14 protein-coding genes are annotated in these 16,123 nt (G+C 64.4%); 11 read left to right on the top strand and 3 right to left on the bottom strand.

All coding sequences use genetic code 11. From position 1 onward, the window contains the following. Positions 1-59: 59 nt before the first annotated feature. Positions 60-1,460 (bottom strand): glycoside hydrolase family 3 N-terminal domain-containing protein, encoded by a 1,401-nt coding sequence (locus NLM27_RS37730; RefSeq protein ID WP_254148082.1) that lies wholly within the window; start codon positions 1,458-1,460, stop codon positions 60-62. 188 nt (positions 1,461-1,648) lie between these two features. On the opposite strand from NLM27_RS37730, the gene NLM27_RS37725 reads away from it, so the two are divergent. The 3 genes from NLM27_RS37725 to NLM27_RS37715 are packed head-to-tail and all read left to right on the top strand — an operon-like array spanning position 1,649 to position 5,464. Continuing rightward, positions 1,649-3,157, top strand: coding sequence for a DUF4173 domain-containing protein (locus NLM27_RS37725; RefSeq protein WP_254148081.1), 1,509 nt, complete (start codon positions 1,649-1,651; stop codon positions 3,155-3,157). Between the two features lie 19 nt (positions 3,158-3,176). Further along, positions 3,177-3,881: a response regulator gene (locus NLM27_RS37720; protein WP_254148080.1), complete on the top strand. Its 705-nt coding sequence runs from the start codon at positions 3,177-3,179 to the stop codon at positions 3,879-3,881. Next, positions 3,878-5,464 (top strand): ATP-binding protein, encoded by a 1,587-nt coding sequence (locus NLM27_RS37715; RefSeq protein WP_254148079.1) that lies wholly within the window; start codon positions 3,878-3,880, stop codon positions 5,462-5,464. Before NLM27_RS37720 ends, NLM27_RS37715 begins: the two co-directional genes overlap by 4 nt. Here NLM27_RS37715 and NLM27_RS37710 read toward each other — a convergent pair. Then, a complete protein-coding gene (locus NLM27_RS37710; RefSeq protein WP_254148078.1) occupies positions 5,461-5,601 on the bottom strand; it encodes a hypothetical protein in 141 nt (46 codons plus the stop codon). The genes NLM27_RS37715 and NLM27_RS37710 overlap by 4 nt on opposite strands. A gap of 276 nt (positions 5,602-5,877) precedes the next feature. Between NLM27_RS37710 and NLM27_RS37705 the strand changes: the two genes are divergently transcribed. The 4 genes from NLM27_RS37705 (at position 5,878) to NLM27_RS37690 (ending at position 10,396) form a co-directional block, all read left to right on the top strand. After that, positions 5,878-6,297 carry a DUF3606 domain-containing protein gene (locus NLM27_RS37705; RefSeq protein ID WP_254148077.1) on the top strand — a complete coding sequence of 140 codons (420 nt, stop codon included), beginning with the start codon at positions 5,878-5,880 and terminating at the stop codon, positions 6,295-6,297. Positions 6,298-6,475: 178 nt separating this feature from the next. Then, positions 6,476-7,405 (top strand): carboxylesterase family protein, encoded by a 930-nt coding sequence (locus NLM27_RS37700; RefSeq protein ID WP_309144809.1) that lies wholly within the window; start codon positions 6,476-6,478, stop codon positions 7,403-7,405. A 394-nt stretch (positions 7,406-7,799) separates the two neighbouring features. Next, positions 7,800-8,963: an ABC transporter substrate-binding protein gene (locus NLM27_RS37695; protein ID WP_254148075.1), complete on the top strand. Its 1,164-nt coding sequence runs from the start codon at positions 7,800-7,802 to the stop codon at positions 8,961-8,963. 341 nt (positions 8,964-9,304) lie between these two features. Beyond that, positions 9,305-10,396 carry an enolase C-terminal domain-like protein gene (locus NLM27_RS37690; protein ID WP_254148074.1) on the top strand — a complete coding sequence of 364 codons (1,092 nt, stop codon included), beginning with the start codon at positions 9,305-9,307 and terminating at the stop codon, positions 10,394-10,396. A gap of 262 nt (positions 10,397-10,658) precedes the next feature. Here the strand turns inward: NLM27_RS37690 and NLM27_RS37685 are convergent, their stop codons facing one another. Continuing rightward, positions 10,659-12,086: a sulfatase-like hydrolase/transferase gene (locus NLM27_RS37685; RefSeq protein WP_254148073.1), complete on the bottom strand. Its 1,428-nt coding sequence runs from the start codon at positions 12,084-12,086 to the stop codon at positions 10,659-10,661. 172 nt (positions 12,087-12,258) lie between these two features. On the opposite strand from NLM27_RS37685, the gene NLM27_RS37680 reads away from it, so the two are divergent. The 4 genes from NLM27_RS37680 to NLM27_RS37665 are packed head-to-tail and all read left to right on the top strand — an operon-like array spanning position 12,259 to position 16,121. Beyond that, the gene (locus NLM27_RS37680) at positions 12,259-13,020 is read left to right on the top strand and encodes a FadR/GntR family transcriptional regulator (protein ID WP_254148072.1); all 762 of its coding nucleotides are present in this window, start codon (positions 12,259-12,261) and stop codon (positions 13,018-13,020) included. Positions 13,021-13,051: 31 nt separating this feature from the next. Beyond that, complete coding sequence (locus tag NLM27_RS37675; protein WP_254148071.1) at positions 13,052-14,404, top strand: ABC transporter substrate-binding protein; 1,353 nt, start codon at positions 13,052-13,054, stop codon at positions 14,402-14,404. Then, positions 14,401-15,297, top strand: a complete 897-nt coding sequence (locus NLM27_RS37670; RefSeq protein ID WP_254148070.1) for a carbohydrate ABC transporter permease — start codon at positions 14,401-14,403, stop codon at positions 15,295-15,297. The genes NLM27_RS37675 and NLM27_RS37670 overlap by 4 nt, the downstream gene beginning before the upstream one ends. Beyond that, positions 15,294-16,121, top strand: a complete 828-nt coding sequence (locus NLM27_RS37665) for a carbohydrate ABC transporter permease (RefSeq protein WP_254148069.1) — start codon at positions 15,294-15,296, stop codon at positions 16,119-16,121. Before NLM27_RS37670 ends, NLM27_RS37665 begins: the two co-directional genes overlap by 4 nt. Positions 16,122-16,123: the final 2 nt, after the last annotated feature.

Genomic DNA, 16,123 nt, shown 5'->3' with positions numbered 1-16,123 from the left:
CCGGCACGGTCGATGTCGTATGACGGCGACCATACCGTGCGTCGCCTGGATACGAATCGTCACGGATTGCGAATTCCGATCTCACCACGAGCCGGACTACCCGCGGCTTGCGACAAGCTGACCGTCGTCGGCGGCGTGGACGGGCGTGACGCCGCTCGCACCTGCTCTGTTGGGAAGCCTCTTTCCAGCCGCGTCTCGCTCGCGCGCAGCATCGCCGCGTCGAGCTTGCCCTGCCGCGATCCGTCGAGAGCGCAGGCGAAAACGCGGTAGAACTGCGCGCCGTCATAGGCGACCAGCAGCAAATCGACGCCGGCATTGATCGCCTCGACCACGGCCTTGCAGATGTCATGCTGGTAGATCGCGCCCATGACGAGATCGTCCGTCATCACCACGCCCTGGTAGTTCCACCGGTCGCGGATAATTCCATCGACGACGCGCTTCGAATGCGAGGCGGCGCGATCGGGGTCGACGGCCGTGAGCGTGACATGACCGACCATGAGCGCGCTGCGCGAATGCGACAGCACCTCGCGGAACGGGAGCCAGTCGGTTACCTCCAATTCCTTCACCGGCGTATCGAGATTGGCGCTGAAATGATGCGTATCGTTGCGCACGCGGCCGATGCCGGGAAAATGCTTCAGCGTGGCCCCGACGCCTGACTCTTCCAGCCCCCGTACGTAGGCACTCGCGATCGTGCTGACGACAGCGGGATCGGTCGCGATCGCGCGCTGCCCGATCAACGTGTGGAAGTCGAGGCGATTGCGTCTCGCCGGCGGCTTGAGGTCAAGCACCGGCGCGAGATTGAGGTTGACGCCGAGCCCCGCGAGTTCACGCCCGTGGATGCGGCCGAACTCTTCGGCTTTGGCCTGCTGGTCGTCGGGGGCGAGCCCGGCGAGCGTCGCCAGCGCCGGCACCCTCGTCAGCGGCGGCGCGAGATGCCCGACAATCCCGCCCTCCTGATCGGCAGCGACGGCCAGCGGCGGTAGGCCCGCTGCGCGCCTGATATCCTGTAGCGCTGCGATCTCGGCACGCAGCGCCTCGACCGTCCGCCCCCGGATGTTGTGCCGGGTGACATAGACGCCACCGATCAATCCCAATTCGGCAAGGCGCGCAACTTCCGGAAACGACGAATAGCCGACCATGACGTGAGGTCCGAGCTGTCGTGCCTCGGCGGCGCTCGCGGCGAGGACATCGTGCTTGCGCAGCTCGAACTTCAGATGCGCTGCAGACATTAGGATCGGCGGCAGACACCAGAGCATGACGAGCAGCTTGCCCGCCATGCTGCGCCAGTGCCCGCTGCGAAGCAGAATGATGACGATCACGATGCTTGTGACGACAAGCGCGATGTTTCCGGCGCCACGTAGCGCGAGCAGATAGGGATCATTCTTGTTCACGGCCGCGAATGCCACGAGCGGCGCGGAAAGCCAGAGCAGGATGAGGCCGATGCGCTTGAGGAATTGCATGATGCATCACACGCGATTGGGGTGGATGCTTCGCACCTATCAAAGCGATTTGCACCACGCGAGAGGCAAAAGCGCGCCTGCACGAAAACTGCAAAAGACTCCTGAAACCATGCAGACGATGGCCCCGGCTTCTGCACAAGCGACGTTCAGACTTCGTGATGCCACCATTCACGGAGGATCTTCTGGACATGACGAGCCTGGCTTCGACGTCGACGACGGACATCCAACCGATCAGGCCTTCCGCGCTGTCGGCCAAGCTCGCAATGGCGCTGCTGCTCGCCGCGCTCGCCGACTGGCTCTTCTACGGCCAGCGGATCGGACTGTCGCTGGCGATCTTTGCGACCGCAATCACCTGCGCCTCGGTGCTCGCCAATCACACGACGCTGGATCTTCGGCGCGCGGCGATCGGCGGCAATATCGTCGCGCTCGGCCTGGCGCCTGCCGTGGAACAGCTTAACACGCTCTCGTTCCTGATCCTCATCGCGGCGCTGCTCATCGCCCTGCTGCTCACGACCAATCCGGAGACGACCGGGCTCGCGGACCGCGCCCACGCGCTCCGAAACTTCGTTCTGTTCGGCTTCTTGCGGTTCTTCCCCGATGCACTCCAGGCCTTCAACTTGTCGGCGTTCACCCGCGGCGTCGCGCTCTGGCTGCTGCCGGCGACGCTGAGCACGGTGTTCGTCGCGCTGTTCGCGGCGGCCAATCCGGTGATCGAGCAATGGGTGTCCCTGCTCAATCCGAAGGTCATCTTCGAATATGTCAGTGTGTGGCGCGTGCTGTTCTGGACTTTGATGCTGGCGCTGGTCTGGCCTTTCATCCATGTGCGGTGGCGGCGCCAGAAAATGGCTGTTGCCGCCGCAACCGAGGTCGCAGAACCAGAGCCTCTGGCGCCCTTTGTCTCGGCAGAGTTTCTGGGCCCCTCCACCATTCTGCGGTCGCTGATCCTGTTCAATCTGCTGTTCGCGGCGCAATCCGTCCTCGACGGCATCTATCTCTGGGGCCATGTGGCACTGCCCGACAATTTGACCTACGCCGCCTATGCCCATCGCGGCGCCTATCCGCTGATCGCGACCGCGCTGCTCGCCGCCGCTTTCGTGCTGGTGGCGATGCGCCCGGGCGGACCGGCCGAGAAATCGCCGGTGATCCGGCCGCTGGTCTATCTCTGGGTGGGGCAGAACGTGCTTCTGGTCGCCTCGTCCATCCTCCGGCTCGATCTCTACGTCGACATCTACATGCTGACCTACTGGCGCATCGCGGCCTTCATCTGGATGGGGTTGGTGGCGCTTGGCCTGATCCTGATCGTCGCGCGCATCGTGCTCGACAGGTCCAACCAATGGCTGATCGGGGCCAACCTGATCGCGCTGACGATCGTGCTCTATGGCTGTTCGCTCGTGAACTTCGACGCCCTCATCGCCGACTACAATGTCGCCCACAGCCGGGAAGCGTCGGGTCGAGGCGTGCAAATCGACATCGACTATCTCCTGACGCTCGGGCCGCAGGCGCTGCCCGCCATCGACAGGGCGATCGCGCTGCGGCCCGGCGTCAGCGAGGGCTGCCTTGTGTCACGCCGAGACCGCCTTGTAGAACAGCAGCGTCAGGACCTGGCCTGGCGAAGCTGGGGCTTTCGCAACTGGCGACTCCAGCGCAGGCTGGAAGCCCAGGCGAAGGCCCGGTCCGGCAGCCAGCCGGCGGGCTGACCAGGTCACGGAGAGTTTCTTGGCGCATCGCATTCTCATTGTCGACGACGAGGGCCACATCCGCGAGGTCATCCGTGTCGCCCTCAAGAAGGCCGGCATGGACGTGATCGAAGCGCGCGACGGCAAGGAGGCGCTCGCCCGCTTTGCCGCCGACAAGCCCGATTTGATCGTGCTCGACATTGGCATGCCCGAGTTCGACGGGCTCGACGTCTGTCGCGAGATACGCAAGAGCTCGGACGTGCCGATCCTGTTCCTGTCGGCGCGCGACGAGGAGATCGACCGCATCCTTGGCCTCGAGATCGGCGGCGATGACTACGTGACGAAGCCGTTCAGTCCGCGCGAGCTGGTCGCGCGGGTCAACGTCATCCTGCGCAGGCTCGGTCCACGCAACGGCGAGATCAAGGCCGGCCCGGCGACGCTAACCCAAGGCAGTCTCCTGATCGATCCCGAACAGCACCTGGCGTCCTTCGCCGGCACGCCGCTGAAACTGACGGCGATCGAGTTCGGCATCTTGCGCGCGTTCCTGACCCGGCCCACATCGGTGTTCAACCGCGAGCAGCTGATGCGGGCGGCCTATCAGCTCAACATCCAGGTCTCCGACCGCACCATCGACAGCCACATCCGCAACATCCGCGCCAAGCTGGCGGCGCTGGCTTGCGACAACGTCATCGAGACCATCCACGGCGTCGGCTTCAAGCTCGGCCGCTGCGAGACAGAGGCATGAGCACGGCGCCCGACAAATGGCGGCCGTCGCTGACCCTCGTGATCTTCACGGTGCTGGCGACCGTCGGCGTGCTGCCGCTGGTCGGCCTGTTCTTCTTCCGCCTCTATGACAACCAGCTGATCCGCCAGACCCAGGCCGAGCTGATCGCGCAGAGCCGGGTGCTCGCGACGATCTATGCGCAGGAGGTCACGGCAAGGCTCGATGGCGGCCTGACGCTCGGCGCCGAGGTGCCGCCAGGGGTGTTGCCCGATCCCGGCGACCCCGTCACCCCGATCCGCCCCGCGCTCGATCTCACCGCCAACGACCTGTTGCGGCGGCGGCCGGATGCACAGGCCGCGGCTCGGCCGGCGGAGCAGGCCTATGTCGAGATCGGCGCCAAGCTGACGCCGATCATCCGCGAGACCCAGAAGGTGACGCTGGCGGGCTTCCGCATCCTCGATCCGCAAGGCGTGGTGATCGCCGGCCGGCAGGAGGTCGGGCTGTCGCTCGCCCATATCGAGGAGGTCGCGGACGCCCTCCACGGGCAATACCGCGCCACCTTGCGCAATCGCGTGCCGGACAAGCCGCCGCCACCGATCTATTCCTTCAGCCGCGGCCTCGGCGTGCACGTGTTCTCGGCAATGCCGGTTATCGTCAACAACCGCGTCGCCGGGGTGATCTACACCACGCGGACGCCGAGCAACATCTTTGACCATCTCTACCAGGAACGCGGCAAGTTCGTGCTGGCCGGCCTCGCCGTGATCTTCGGCACGATCGCGATCGGCCTCGTGTTCTCGCGCACCATCACGCTGCCGATGCGCGAGCTGATCGACCGCGCCGCGCGGATCGGCCGCGGCGACCGCGAGGCGTTCCGGCCGCTGCGGCATTACGGCACAAGCGAGTTCGCCCAGCTCTCGCACAGCTTTCTCGGCATGGCCGAGCAGCTGGCGCGCCGTTCCGACTATATCGCGACGTTCTCGGCGCACCTCACCCACGAGCTGAAATCGCCGCTGACCTCGATCAAGGGCGCCGCCGAGCTGTTGCAGGATTCACTTCAGGGCAAGTCGGGTAGCCTGACGCCGGCCGAGCAGAAGACCTTCATCACCAACATCCTGTCCGACACCCAGCGCCTGGAGGCGATGGCGCAGCGGCTGCGCGAGCTCGCCCGCGCCGAAAGCCTGCCGCAGAACGAGCGCACCGAGCTTGCTCCCGTCATCGCCGACCTCAAGAGCCGGTTTCCGGAAAGCGCGATCTCGGCCGCCGGCAGCCTCGACCGGGCGATCGGCATGTCCGGCGAGAAGGCGCTGATCGTGCTGTCGCATCTCGCCGACAACGCAATGCGGCACAAGGCAAGGACGATCAGGCTGGAGGCGACCTTCGAGCGGACGACCTTGCTGCTGACGGTGAGCAATGACGGCGAGCCGATCTCGGCGCCCAACCGCGACAGGATTTTCGACGCCTTCTTCACCACCCGCCGCGACCAGGGCGGCACAGGGATGGGGCTGGCGATCGCACGCGCGGTGATGGCGAGCCATGGCGGCTCGATCAGGCTCAAGCCGACCGACGAGGGCGCGGCCTTCGAGCTCCAGTTTCCAGCGGCCTAGATGGCAAATACCCAGGCGGCTACGATGGCGCCGATGGTGACGAGACCGGCGATGGTCCAGCCAGCGGCATATTCCAGTTCAGGGTGACCGGTCGCCCGCATCATCTCGGCGGGATCGGCGGCATGCTTCTCTGCCATGACGGCCTCACACGTTACTACTCCCCGTGTCATGGATAAGTCGCATCAGGCGCCAGAAGGTTCCATCACGGAAATGCGAGGAACAAAAAACGGCGAAAACAACCCCATGCACAGTAGAAAGCCCCTTCCAGCCCGCGGCGCGGTCGCGGGCCCGCAAGCGCCTGAGAGGTCGGTGCAAAACCGCCGCTCCGCGCAATCGCCGCGCGGCTTGCCGTCTTGCCTTCCGAATCCGGTTGCGTGCTAGATTGGCACACGCTGTCCAGGCAGGAGGGAAGCATGGCCGACAACAAGGCAAAACGGGGCGGAGCCGATCGCGCGTTGATTGCGCTCACCGAGAAGTACGAGGTCGCCTACTGGTCGAAGAAGTTCAAGGTGACCCCGGCCAAGCTGAAATACGCCGTGAAAAAGGTCGGCCGCTCCGCCAGGAAGGTCGAGGAGTACATCAAGCTCCAGAAGCACCGCGCCTCCGACAAGAGCCGGATCGCGCTGAGCGAGCCCTACGAGGTCCGCTACTGGTCGAAGCGGTTCAAGCTCACCCCGGCCAAGCTGAGGCTCGTGGTCGCGACCGCCGGCCATTCCTCCAGGAAGGTCGAAGCCTATCTCGCCGCCCAGAAGGCGGCGAAGAAGGCCAGGAGGACCGCGAAGAAGACCAGGAAGACAGTGAATAAGACGGCCAAGCGGAAGAAAGCGGCCTGAGACCAACGCCGTCACGCCGAAGGACAGCAGCGGGCGGGCCGCACATTCCAGCCAGGCAATTGAATTGCCGCCGAGCAGGCGCCGTGAATTCGCCTCAAGGCCAGCTAACTAATGAGGCGAATTGAAAAGACAGGCCAAACCGGCGAGCCAATATGAGTCCCGCAAGGCCGGCACCACCATGAAGAATTATCTGGCATTTTTCCTTCTTCTGTTCGTGACCACGGCCTCCGCGCACGGACCTTTGCCGGCCCGGCTCCCCTCGCCGTCCGATCTCGTGCAAGTGGGCCTCACCGATTCCGACACGACGGCGGGCGGCACCGCCCGGCTGTGCGAGCAGGTCACCTTCTCGCGCGGCCTGCGCTACGGCGAGACCGAAGCCAATGTGCTCGACGTCGCGACCAGCGCAACCAAGGCGGATACGCCTCGGCCCGTGCTGGTGTTCGTGACGGGCGACAGCTTTACCGGCGACCACGCGGCGCCGGAGCTGGCCCGGCAGATCCAGGACCAGGCGATGTGCTTTGCCGCGCGCAACGACATGATCGGCGTGCGCGTGAGCTATCGCCTGGCGCCCGCAGCGACCTGGCCGATGGGGGCCACGGACGTGGCGGCGGCGCTGTCCTGGATCCACGGCAATATCGACCTGTTCAACGGCGACGCGCGCGAGATCGTTGCGGTCGGCTACGGCGCCGGCGCCTTCCATGTCGCCACCCTGCTGGCGCATCCCGAGCTTCAGGCCGACCGCGCCGATGTCGCCGCCGTGGTCCTGGTGTCCGGCATTTACCGTGCGGGCAAGGACGCAAGCGACAGCGAGAAGGCCTATCTCGGCAGCGACGCCGGCCAGTACAACACGCGCTCGGTCTTTCCCGGCATCCTCAATGTCGACGTGCCGATCGTGCTGGCCTGGGCCGCGGACGATTCTGCCGGCGTCGTCGCGCAAGGCGAAACCTTGAAGAAGACGCTCTGCGGCGCCGGCCACTGTCCGCGCAGCGCGCTGCTGCGCAACCGTGACGGCATCGCGAGCGCCTTCGGCCTCGACGGCTCCGGCGACAGCCTCGCCGAGCCGACGCTGCTGCTGGTGCATCAGCTGGAGGCGCGAGGGCTGCCGTAACGGCGGCACGGTAGCGAGGCAACAGATGGAGCCGAGGTTTCAACCTCTCCCGCTTGCGGGAGAGGTCGCGCCGAAGGCGCGGGTGAGGGCTCTTTCCGCCTGGGGATTATCCCGTTGAGGAGAAACCCTCTCCCCAGCCCTCTCCCGCAAGCGGGAGAGGGAGCAGACCAGCAGCGGACTAGCGCCGCGTCAACACGCCTGTCATTTCGCTGCGGCCCTGCGCTACGTTGAAGTGCCCCGCCAAGCCACAGGATTGACAAACGCTTGACGTAGATCAACTCGCCTCGGTGCGGATCGAGCCGACCTCGTCGGGGGCCAACGTCAAGGTGTCGACATGCGCGTCACCGGCAGACTGCTGTTCGTTTTGATCGTTGCCTTGGCATCGCTAGGGGCGATGTCCCTGCAACACGCGGAGCAACCCCCGACCGACAAGGAAATCCGCATCGGCAATGTCATGCCGTATTCGGGACCGCTCTCGGAGTTCGGTGCCATCGGCCAGGCGGAAGCCGCCTATTTCGACATGATCAACGCGCGCGGCGGCATCAACGGCCGCAAGATCCGCTTCATCACGCGCGACGACAATTCCGACCCGGCGACCGCGCTGGAGCTGACGCGCAACCTGGTCGAGACCGATGACGTGCACCTGATGTTCGGCTCGTTCGGCACGCCGGGCAATCTCGCCACGCGCTGGTATCTGAACGAGAAGAAAATCCCGCAGCTGTTCGTCGCCTCCGGCGACGAGGAGCTGAGCCAGGCCAGGGCGTTCCCTTGGACCATGGGCTGGCAGCCACCGTTCCGGTCGGAGGGACGCATCTACGCCAACTACATCCAGGCCTATTATCCCAAGAAGAAGATCGTGGTGCTCTGGCAGAACGACCAGTTCGGCCGCATGCTCTACAAGGGCATCCAGGAAGGACTTGGCGACCTCAACCGTCATGTCCTCGTCGACATCGCCTTCGACATCGCCGATCAGCATCTCGACGGGCACGTCTCGATCCTCAAGCGCGCCGGCGCCGACATCTTCGTCTTTCTCGGCGTGCCATCGACGGCAGCCAAGGTGATCAAGCTGGCGGCCTCGCTCAACTGGCGCCCGGTCTTCATCGTGAACGATGCCTCCGCCTCGATCGCCAATGCGATGGCGCCCGCGGGCCTGGAGAATTCCGCCGGCGTGATCTCCGCGACCTTCCTGAAGGATCCGAGCGATCCCGCATGGAAGGACGATCCCGCCATGAAGGACTGGTTCGCCTTCATGGACCAGTACCACCACGTCGAAAGCACCAACAACAGCGCAGCAGTCTATGGCTACGCCGCGGCCGAGGCGCTGACGCAGGTGCTGAAGCAATGCGGCGACGACTTCTCGCGCGAGAACATCATGCGTCAGGCGGCGTCACTCAAGGGGTATCACCCCTCCGTTGCGCTGCCCGACATCAGGATGAATACCTCGCCCACAAACTATCTGCCGATCAAGCAGATGCGGCTCGTCCAGTTCGACGGCCGGTCCTGGCAGCTATTCGGCGACGTGATCGAAACCGCGTTCACCGAAGGCGCGGCGCGCTGAGGCGCGTCAGATCGGCGCTTATCCCCTGCAGGGGCAGGGCAATCGCATCTGACCTTTGGCGGCGCCTGAGCGCGCGCCTCGCCCTTCGAGACGATCGCTTCGCGGTCTCCTCAGGATGAGGCTAATCGGCATCGATGCCCGTTGAAGCGATCGCACGCTTTCTATCCTCATCCTGAGGAGCCCGCCTAAAGCGGGCGTCTCGAAGGATGCCGCACCATTCTTGAGGCGATTGTCCTGCCCCGCAGATGAGGAAGGGCCACCTTGCAACAGGTGCCTTTTCGTTTGATCACGGATGCTTAAGATCGGCACCCGACCTGCATCCGCCCCGCCGGGAGAGATCCATGACCGAGACCATCCGCATCAAGCGCTTCCACGCGCGGCCCGTGATCGTGCCGATGAACCTGCCGCTCCAGACCTCGACCGGGGCGGTCGCAAAGGCGCCGCTGGTGCTGATCGACTGCGAGACCGACCAGGGCGCGGTGGGCCATGCCTATCTGTTCTCGATCACGCCGTCTGCCTTGAAGCCACTGACGGCGATGGTCACGGAAATGTCGGATCTCGTCGCCGGCGACGAGCTGCTGCCGTTCGAGATCGAGCGCAAGCTGGCCCAGCGCTTCACCCTGCTGGGCCTCGCCGGCCTGCAGCGGCTGGCGCAATCCGGCATCGACATGGCGGCGTGGGACGCACTGGCGCGCAGCAAGGGCATGCCGCTGGCGCGGCTGCTCGGCGGCGCGCCGAAGCCGGTGCGCGCCTACAATTCGAAGGGGCTCGGCATCATGCCCGTGGGCGCGGCGGTCGAGGAAGCCCACAAGCTGCTGGCCGAGGGTTTTCGGGCAGCAAAGATTCGCGTCGGCCGGCCCGATGCACGGGAGGATCTTGCGGTCGTGCGCGCGGTACGCAAGGCCGTCGGCGACCAGGTGACGCTGATGTGCGACTACAATCAGGCGCTGACGGTCACCGAAGCCATCCGCCGCGGCGAGATGCTCGACGACGAGGGACTGACCTGGATCGAGGAGCCGATCCGCCACGACGACTATGCCGGCTGTGCCCGCATTGCGGACGCGCTACGCACGCCGGTTCAGATCGGCGAGAATTTCGACAGCGCCTTTTCGATGCAGGCTGCACTGTCGGCGGAAGCCTGCGACTATGTGATGCCTGATGTCCAGCGCATCGGCGGCGTCACCGGCTGGCTCCGCGCCGCCTCGCTTGCGCATGCCGCCGGCATCGAGATGTCGACCCATCTGTTCTCGGAGATCAGCGCGCACCTGCTCTGCGTGACGCCCACCGCGCACTGGCTGGAATATGTCGACTGGGCCGATGCGGTGCTTTCGACGCGGCTCGCGATCAAGGACGGCTTTGCGCTGCCGAGCGAAGAGCCCGGCAACGGGATCTCGTGGGATGAGGCGGCGGTGAGGAAGTATCTGGTGGAGTGATTGGAGCTACATCCGCAGCGGAGGTGCGCTCGCTCGCCCCGCTTGCGGGGGATCAAAATGCATCCACACCGTCATTGCGAGCGCAGCGAAGCAATCCAGAATCTTTCCGCATTGACAGTCTGGATTGCTTCGCTGCGCGCAATGACGGAGAATGAGGACTCTCCACGAGCCCTACTCTCACCTTCCCCGCGGAGACTCCCCCTCACCCGAATTTGCGCTTGCGCAAATTCGACCTCTCCCGCAAGCGGGGCGAGGTGAAGAATCACCGCGCCGCCGCGTTCAAATCCATCGTCTCCAGCAGGCTGTTCTGGCGCCAGTCGATGAAGGCGTCCTTCAGGCGGCTGATCGTGCCGGCATACTCGGGCACGCCCCAGAGATTGCGCTGCTCGAGCGGATCGGTCTCGAGGTCGAATAGCTGTCCGTCCGTGGCGCCGTGAATGAACACGACCTTCCAGCGGTCGTCGCGCACCATGGTGATCAGCCGCGCGCCGGTCATGGCGACGTCGCCGGCCTGCTCGCTGAACACAAAATCGCGGCCGCTCCATTCCTCACCTTTCAGCGCCGGAAGCAGGCTGCGCGCCTGGAACGGCTTTGGATGCTGCGCGCCGGCAAGATCGAGAATGGTCGGAGCAAGGTCGAACAGCTGGCATTTTTCGCGGATCCGGCGGCCCGCCGAGAATATGCTCGGCGACCAGAACAGCAGTGGGATGCGGGTGACGGGCTCGTACATCGACCATTTCTGGCTGAGGCCGTGCTCGCCGAGATTGTCGCCGTGGTCCGACATGAAGATGACGACGCAATTGTCGAGATAGCCCTTCGTGTCCAGCATCTCGATCAGGCGGCCGATCTGCTCGTCGATCATGGTGACGTTGGCATAGTAATGCGCGCGCAGGCGGCGCATCTCTTCATGCGTCGGTGCGAGCTTCCATGACACCGCATCGTGGTCGACCTCGGTGTCGTGGCGGCGCTTCTCTTTCAGATAGGCCGGCAGGCCTTCGATCTCCGCATCGGTCGGCTGCGGCACCGGCAGGTCGTTGCGAGCGAGGTAGTGCTCGAGGTATTCCGGCAAGGGATCATAGGGCGGATGTGGCCCCGGCAGACCGATCTGCATGAACAGCGCCTCGGGCTTCGGCCGCGTCTCCAGCCACCACATCGCGGTCTCAGCGACGAAGATGTCCGGATGCAGCGACTTCGGCATCTCCCAGGTGAAGGCGCCCATGCGGTCGCCATAGTCAGGCAGGCTGCGATAGCCGGCGCGCGACGGCTTTGTCAGCTTGTGCGCGGCAAAGGCCTTGTCGAGCTCGTCGGCGAACCAGCGCCCCTCGAAGAAGCGGTCCTTGTTCTCGACCACGAAGCGCTCGTGGAAGCCGGCCTTCGCGTCATAGGGAATGGTGTGCATCTTGCCGACATTGACGCAGTGATAGCCGACCTCGCCAAGATTGCTCACCCACGTCTTCTGCCAGTGCTGCCCGTTCTTTAGCACGCCCGAGGCGTGCGGATAGAGGCCGGAGAACAGCGCCGCGCGCGAAGGCACGCAGCTCGGCGCATTGATGAAGCAATTATCGAAATAGACGCCCTCGCGCACCAGCCGATCGAGGTTCGGCGTCTTCATGTAGGGATGCCCCGTCGCCGCGATCGTGTCGAAACGTTGCTGGTCGGTCATGACCAGGATGATGTGGGGCTTCGTCACGATCGATTTGTCCTACGCGGCGTTGTTCTTACAGGAAATATGTCTGACATAATAATTCTTGTCAAACCGACGCGGATTTGATTATTTTTGCCTCGGGGAGCCAAATTCTGCACTCACCTTCGCTGACACTCGCAATAAATCAGACATTTTGTTCCACGCATCCGGGATCAACGTGGTAAAACCTCCTAGCAAGGACAACCCGCAATCGAGCGCCGTGGTCGCCCGTGAGGTGGCGCGGATGATCCTGACCGGCGTGTGGCGTGAGGGCACGACGCTGCCGCGCGAGATCGAGCTGGCGTCGCGCTTCGATGTCAGCCGCGCCTCGATCCGCGAGGCACTGTCGCTGCTCAAGGCGAAAGGGCTGATCGCCTCGAAGCAGAAAGCCGGCACGCATGTGCGGGCGCGCTTCGACTGGAACATGCTCGACGAGGAGCTGCTCAACTGGACGCTGTCGGCGTTGCCGACACAGGAGTTCGCCAAGCAGATCATGGAGGTCCGCCGCATCGTCGAGCCCGAGGCCTGCGCGATCTGCGCGGTGCGCGGCACCGACGAGGATTTTGCCCGGATCGAACGCGCCTATCGCGGCATGGACGCGGCCGGTATGGATCGCGTCGCCTATGCCGAGCCCGACCTGCAGTTCCATCGCGGCATCCTGATCGCCACCGGCAACGATTTCCTAATCGCCTTCGGCGCGACAGTCGCCGCGGCCTTGCGGATGTCATTCAATATGTCGAGCAAGAATCCCGGCGCGCCGCGGAAAAGCCTGCCCTATCACCGCGCGGTGCTCGACGAGATCTGGGCGCGCAATTCAGACGGCGCGCGCCAGGCCATGCACAAGCTGATGGATCTCACTGAAGGGAACATCGTCACGGCCATGTCGCGCCAGAAGAAAGACACCGAGGACGAGAACGCCCGCACCAGACGGACGCGTTGAAACCGGCAAACAATAGTTGAGGGAGACAAGCATGAAGACCGCATCGCGCGCGAGTTCGCTCACCCGCCGCAAATTACTCAAAGCCAGTGCCGCCACCGCGGCGCTCGCGGCATTCCCGGCGCCACTGATCGCGCAGACCAAACCCTTTGCCGGCGTGACGCTGCACGGCGCCTCGTTCCAGCACCGCTTCTTCACGCTGCTACAAAAGTACATCCCCGAGTTCGAGGAAAAGACCGGCATGAAGGTCGACCTCCAGCTCTCGGCCCTGCCCGTCTACAACCAGCAGGCCAATCTCGAACTGTCCTCGGGCGGCTCGGCCTATGACTTCGTCAACGTCACCTTCACGCTTGCGACCCGCTGGATCGCGGCAGGCCTGCTCGCCAATCTCGACGAGTTCACGGGCGACGCCAATTTGACGCCGGCCGACTGGAATCCGAAGGATTTCGTCGATGGCGCGCAGGTGCCCTATCGCGACGCCAAGGGCGCCACCTACGGCTACTCCTGGGAAGGCGGCGCCATGCTGATGGGGCTGTCGCGCATGGACCTGATGGAGAAGAAGGGGCTGAAGATCCCAAAGACCTTCGCCGAGCTTCAGCAGGTCTGCGCCGAGATCAACGGCACCGACGGCGTCAGCGGCATGGTGTCGTGGTTCCTCCACAACTGGAATCTGCCGCCCTACATCCAGGGCTTCGGCGGCAACATCTTCAAGAAGCCGCCCGGCGACGTCATGCCGGCGCTGAATACGCCCGAGGCGATCCAGGGCGTCGAGTTCTATGCGAACCTCCTGAAGAGCGCGCCGAAGGGCGTCTTGACCTACACCGAGGACCAGGCCCGGCAGGCGATGCTGACCGGCCGCGCCAATATCTTCATTCATTCCAGCGCCTGGGTGACGCCGATCCTGCTCTCCGAAGAAAGCAAGGTGAAGGACACCGCGCGCGTGGTGCGCTCCCCGGCCGGTCCCGTGCACGACTATCCGGCCTCGAACAGCCAGGGCCTCGGCATTCCCAAGAACGCCAAAAACCAGAAGGCAGCCTGGGAATTCATCAAATGGGCGCTCAGCCCCGAGATCTCGATGAAGCTCGTCAAGGAGCACGGTCACTCCTCGGTGTGTCGGCGCTCGATCATCACCAGCGACGAGTATCGCAAGTTGAATACGGTAAACGGCCAGGACCTCGGCGCGCTCTATCTTGAGGTGCTCGAGCTGCCCGGCAAGGGCGAGAACTACATGGCTTACCGCACCTCGAAGGAGTTCCCGATCGTCGGCGACGTCCTCAACAAGGCGTTCGAGCAGGTCGCCACCGGCCAGCTGCCGGCAAAGGACGCGATGAGCGCGGCCCAGGATCAGGCCATCGCCGCACTCCGCCGCGCCGGGACAAAACTTTGAGCGAGAGCGGAATTGACGATGAGCGCCGAAGGTTCATCGCCTTCGCGCTCACGCCGAGTTTGATCGTGCTGTTCGCAGTCGCCGTGCTGCCGGCGATCTATCTCGTCGTGACCAGCCTGACCCCGTTCCAGTTGACGACGCCGGGCTCGGCCACCGATTTCAGCGATCCGTTTCGCAATTATGCCTTGCTGCCCGGTGACCCCCGCTTCGTCAACTCGCTGGCCGTGCAGGCCAAGCTGTCGGTCGCAAGCGTGCTGTTCCAGGTGCTGCTCGGCATGTTGCTGGCGCTGCTGCTGAACGTGCCGTCGCGCTTCGTCGAATTCGCGCGCACCTTCTTCCTGATCCCGATGGTGCTGCCGCCGATCGTAGTCGCGGTGATCTGGAAGCTGATCTACGCGCCCGACATCAGCCCGCTCTATTACGCCGCGCAAGCGCTGCATTTCACGCTGCCGGCACTGACCTCGAGCGTCGATTTCGCGCTGACCTCGATCATCATCGCCGACACCTGGGAATGGCTGCCCTTCACCTTCCTGATGGTACTGGCGGCGCTGCAGACCATTCCCGACGAATATTCGGAGGCCGCTCTCGTCGACGGCGCCAACAAGCTCCAGATATTCTGGTACGTCGCCCTGCCCTTCATCACGCCGATCCTGGTGATATCAGGCATGTTCCGCCTGATCGACAGCGTCAAGGCTTTCCCGCTGATCTTTCTCCTGACCGGCGGCGGACCCGGCACCGTCACCGAAGTCACGAACTACTATGCGTATCTCCTCGCCTTCGACACCAACGAGATCGGCTATTCCAGCGCGGTCACGGTGGTGATGCTGCTGCTGGTCTGCGGCATCAGCCTGGGCCTGGTCTGGATGGGCCGGCGCAAGGCGGCACTGGCATGAGCGAGTCTTCCCTCCGCAAGGCCACGCCCGGCCGGCTGATCGCGATTACGGTCACGCTGCTCATCCTGCTTTCGCCGTTCCTGTGGCTGCTGCAGATGAGCTTCAAGACCAACGACCAGATCCTGCAGTTCCCCCCGCCGCTGATCTTCACGCCGACGCTCGAGAACTACGTCTCGCTCTGGCATAGCGCGTTCTCGGCGTCCTTCGTCAACAGCCTGCTCAGCGCCTCGCTTTCGACCGCGCTGGCGCTGCTGTTCGGCGTGCCCGCAGCCTATGCGCTGTCGCGCTGGGCCGGGCGCGGCAAGCATGGCCTCTCCTTTGCGATCCTGGTGACGCGCATGGCGCCGCCGATCGCGTTCACGATCCCGTTCTTCCTGTTCTATCGGTGGATCGGGCTGCTCGACACCATCACGGGCCTCGTTCTGGTCTATACCAGTTTCAACCTGCCGCTGGTGATCTGGATGATGCAGCCGTTTTTCGACACGATCCCGGTCTCGCTGGAAGAGGCGGCGCTGGTCGACGGCGCGCGCACGCGCACAGTGTTCACCAAGATCGTGCTGCCGATGGTGACGCCCGGCATCGCCGCTACCGCGATCCTGTGCTTCCTCTATGCCTGGAACGATTTCTTCTTCGCGCTGATCCTGACCCGAACCAATGCGCGCACCGCACCGGTCGCCGTCGTCAATTTCATGAACTACGAAGGCTGGGAATGGGGCAAGATCGCCGCCGGCGGCTCGCTGGTGATGGCACCGGTGCTGATCTTCTCGCTCGCGGTGCGCCGCTATCTCGTCAGCGGGCTCACGGCGGGTGCCGTCAAGGGATGAGA

Source organism: Bradyrhizobium sp. CCGB12, from assembly GCF_024199845.1.
Taxonomy (GTDB): domain Bacteria; phylum Pseudomonadota; class Alphaproteobacteria; order Rhizobiales; family Xanthobacteraceae; genus Bradyrhizobium.
Note: the sequence above shows the minus strand (reverse complement) of the source record. Positions and strands in the feature narration are given on the sequence as shown.

Bases quoted from the DNA above. Each gene is read 5' to 3' on its own strand.
- NLM27_RS37705 (WP_254148077.1), top strand. From the start codon at position 5,878: ATGGCCGACAACAAGGCAAAACGGGGCGGAGCCGATCGCGCGTTGATT.
- NLM27_RS37700 (WP_309144809.1), top strand. From the start codon at position 6,476: ATGAAGAATTATCTGGCATTTTTCCTTCTTCTGTTCGTGACCACGGCC.
- NLM27_RS37710 (WP_254148078.1), bottom strand. From the start codon at position 5,601: ATGGCAGAGAAGCATGCCGCCGATCCCGCCGAGATGATGCGGGCGACC.
- NLM27_RS37675 (WP_254148071.1), top strand. From the start codon at position 13,052: ATGAAGACCGCATCGCGCGCGAGTTCGCTCACCCGCCGCAAATTACTC.
- NLM27_RS37725 (WP_254148081.1), top strand. From the start codon at position 1,649: ATGACGAGCCTGGCTTCGACGTCGACGACGGACATCCAACCGATCAGG.
- NLM27_RS37695 (WP_254148075.1), top strand. From the start codon at position 7,800: ATGTCCCTGCAACACGCGGAGCAACCCCCGACCGACAAGGAAATCCGC.
- NLM27_RS37690 (WP_254148074.1), top strand. From the start codon at position 9,305: ATGACCGAGACCATCCGCATCAAGCGCTTCCACGCGCGGCCCGTGATC.
- NLM27_RS37730 (WP_254148082.1), bottom strand. From the start codon at position 1,460: ATGCAATTCCTCAAGCGCATCGGCCTCATCCTGCTCTGGCTTTCCGCG.
- NLM27_RS37715 (WP_254148079.1), top strand. From the start codon at position 3,878: ATGAGCACGGCGCCCGACAAATGGCGGCCGTCGCTGACCCTCGTGATC.
- NLM27_RS37665 (WP_254148069.1), top strand. From the start codon at position 15,294: ATGAGCGAGTCTTCCCTCCGCAAGGCCACGCCCGGCCGGCTGATCGCG.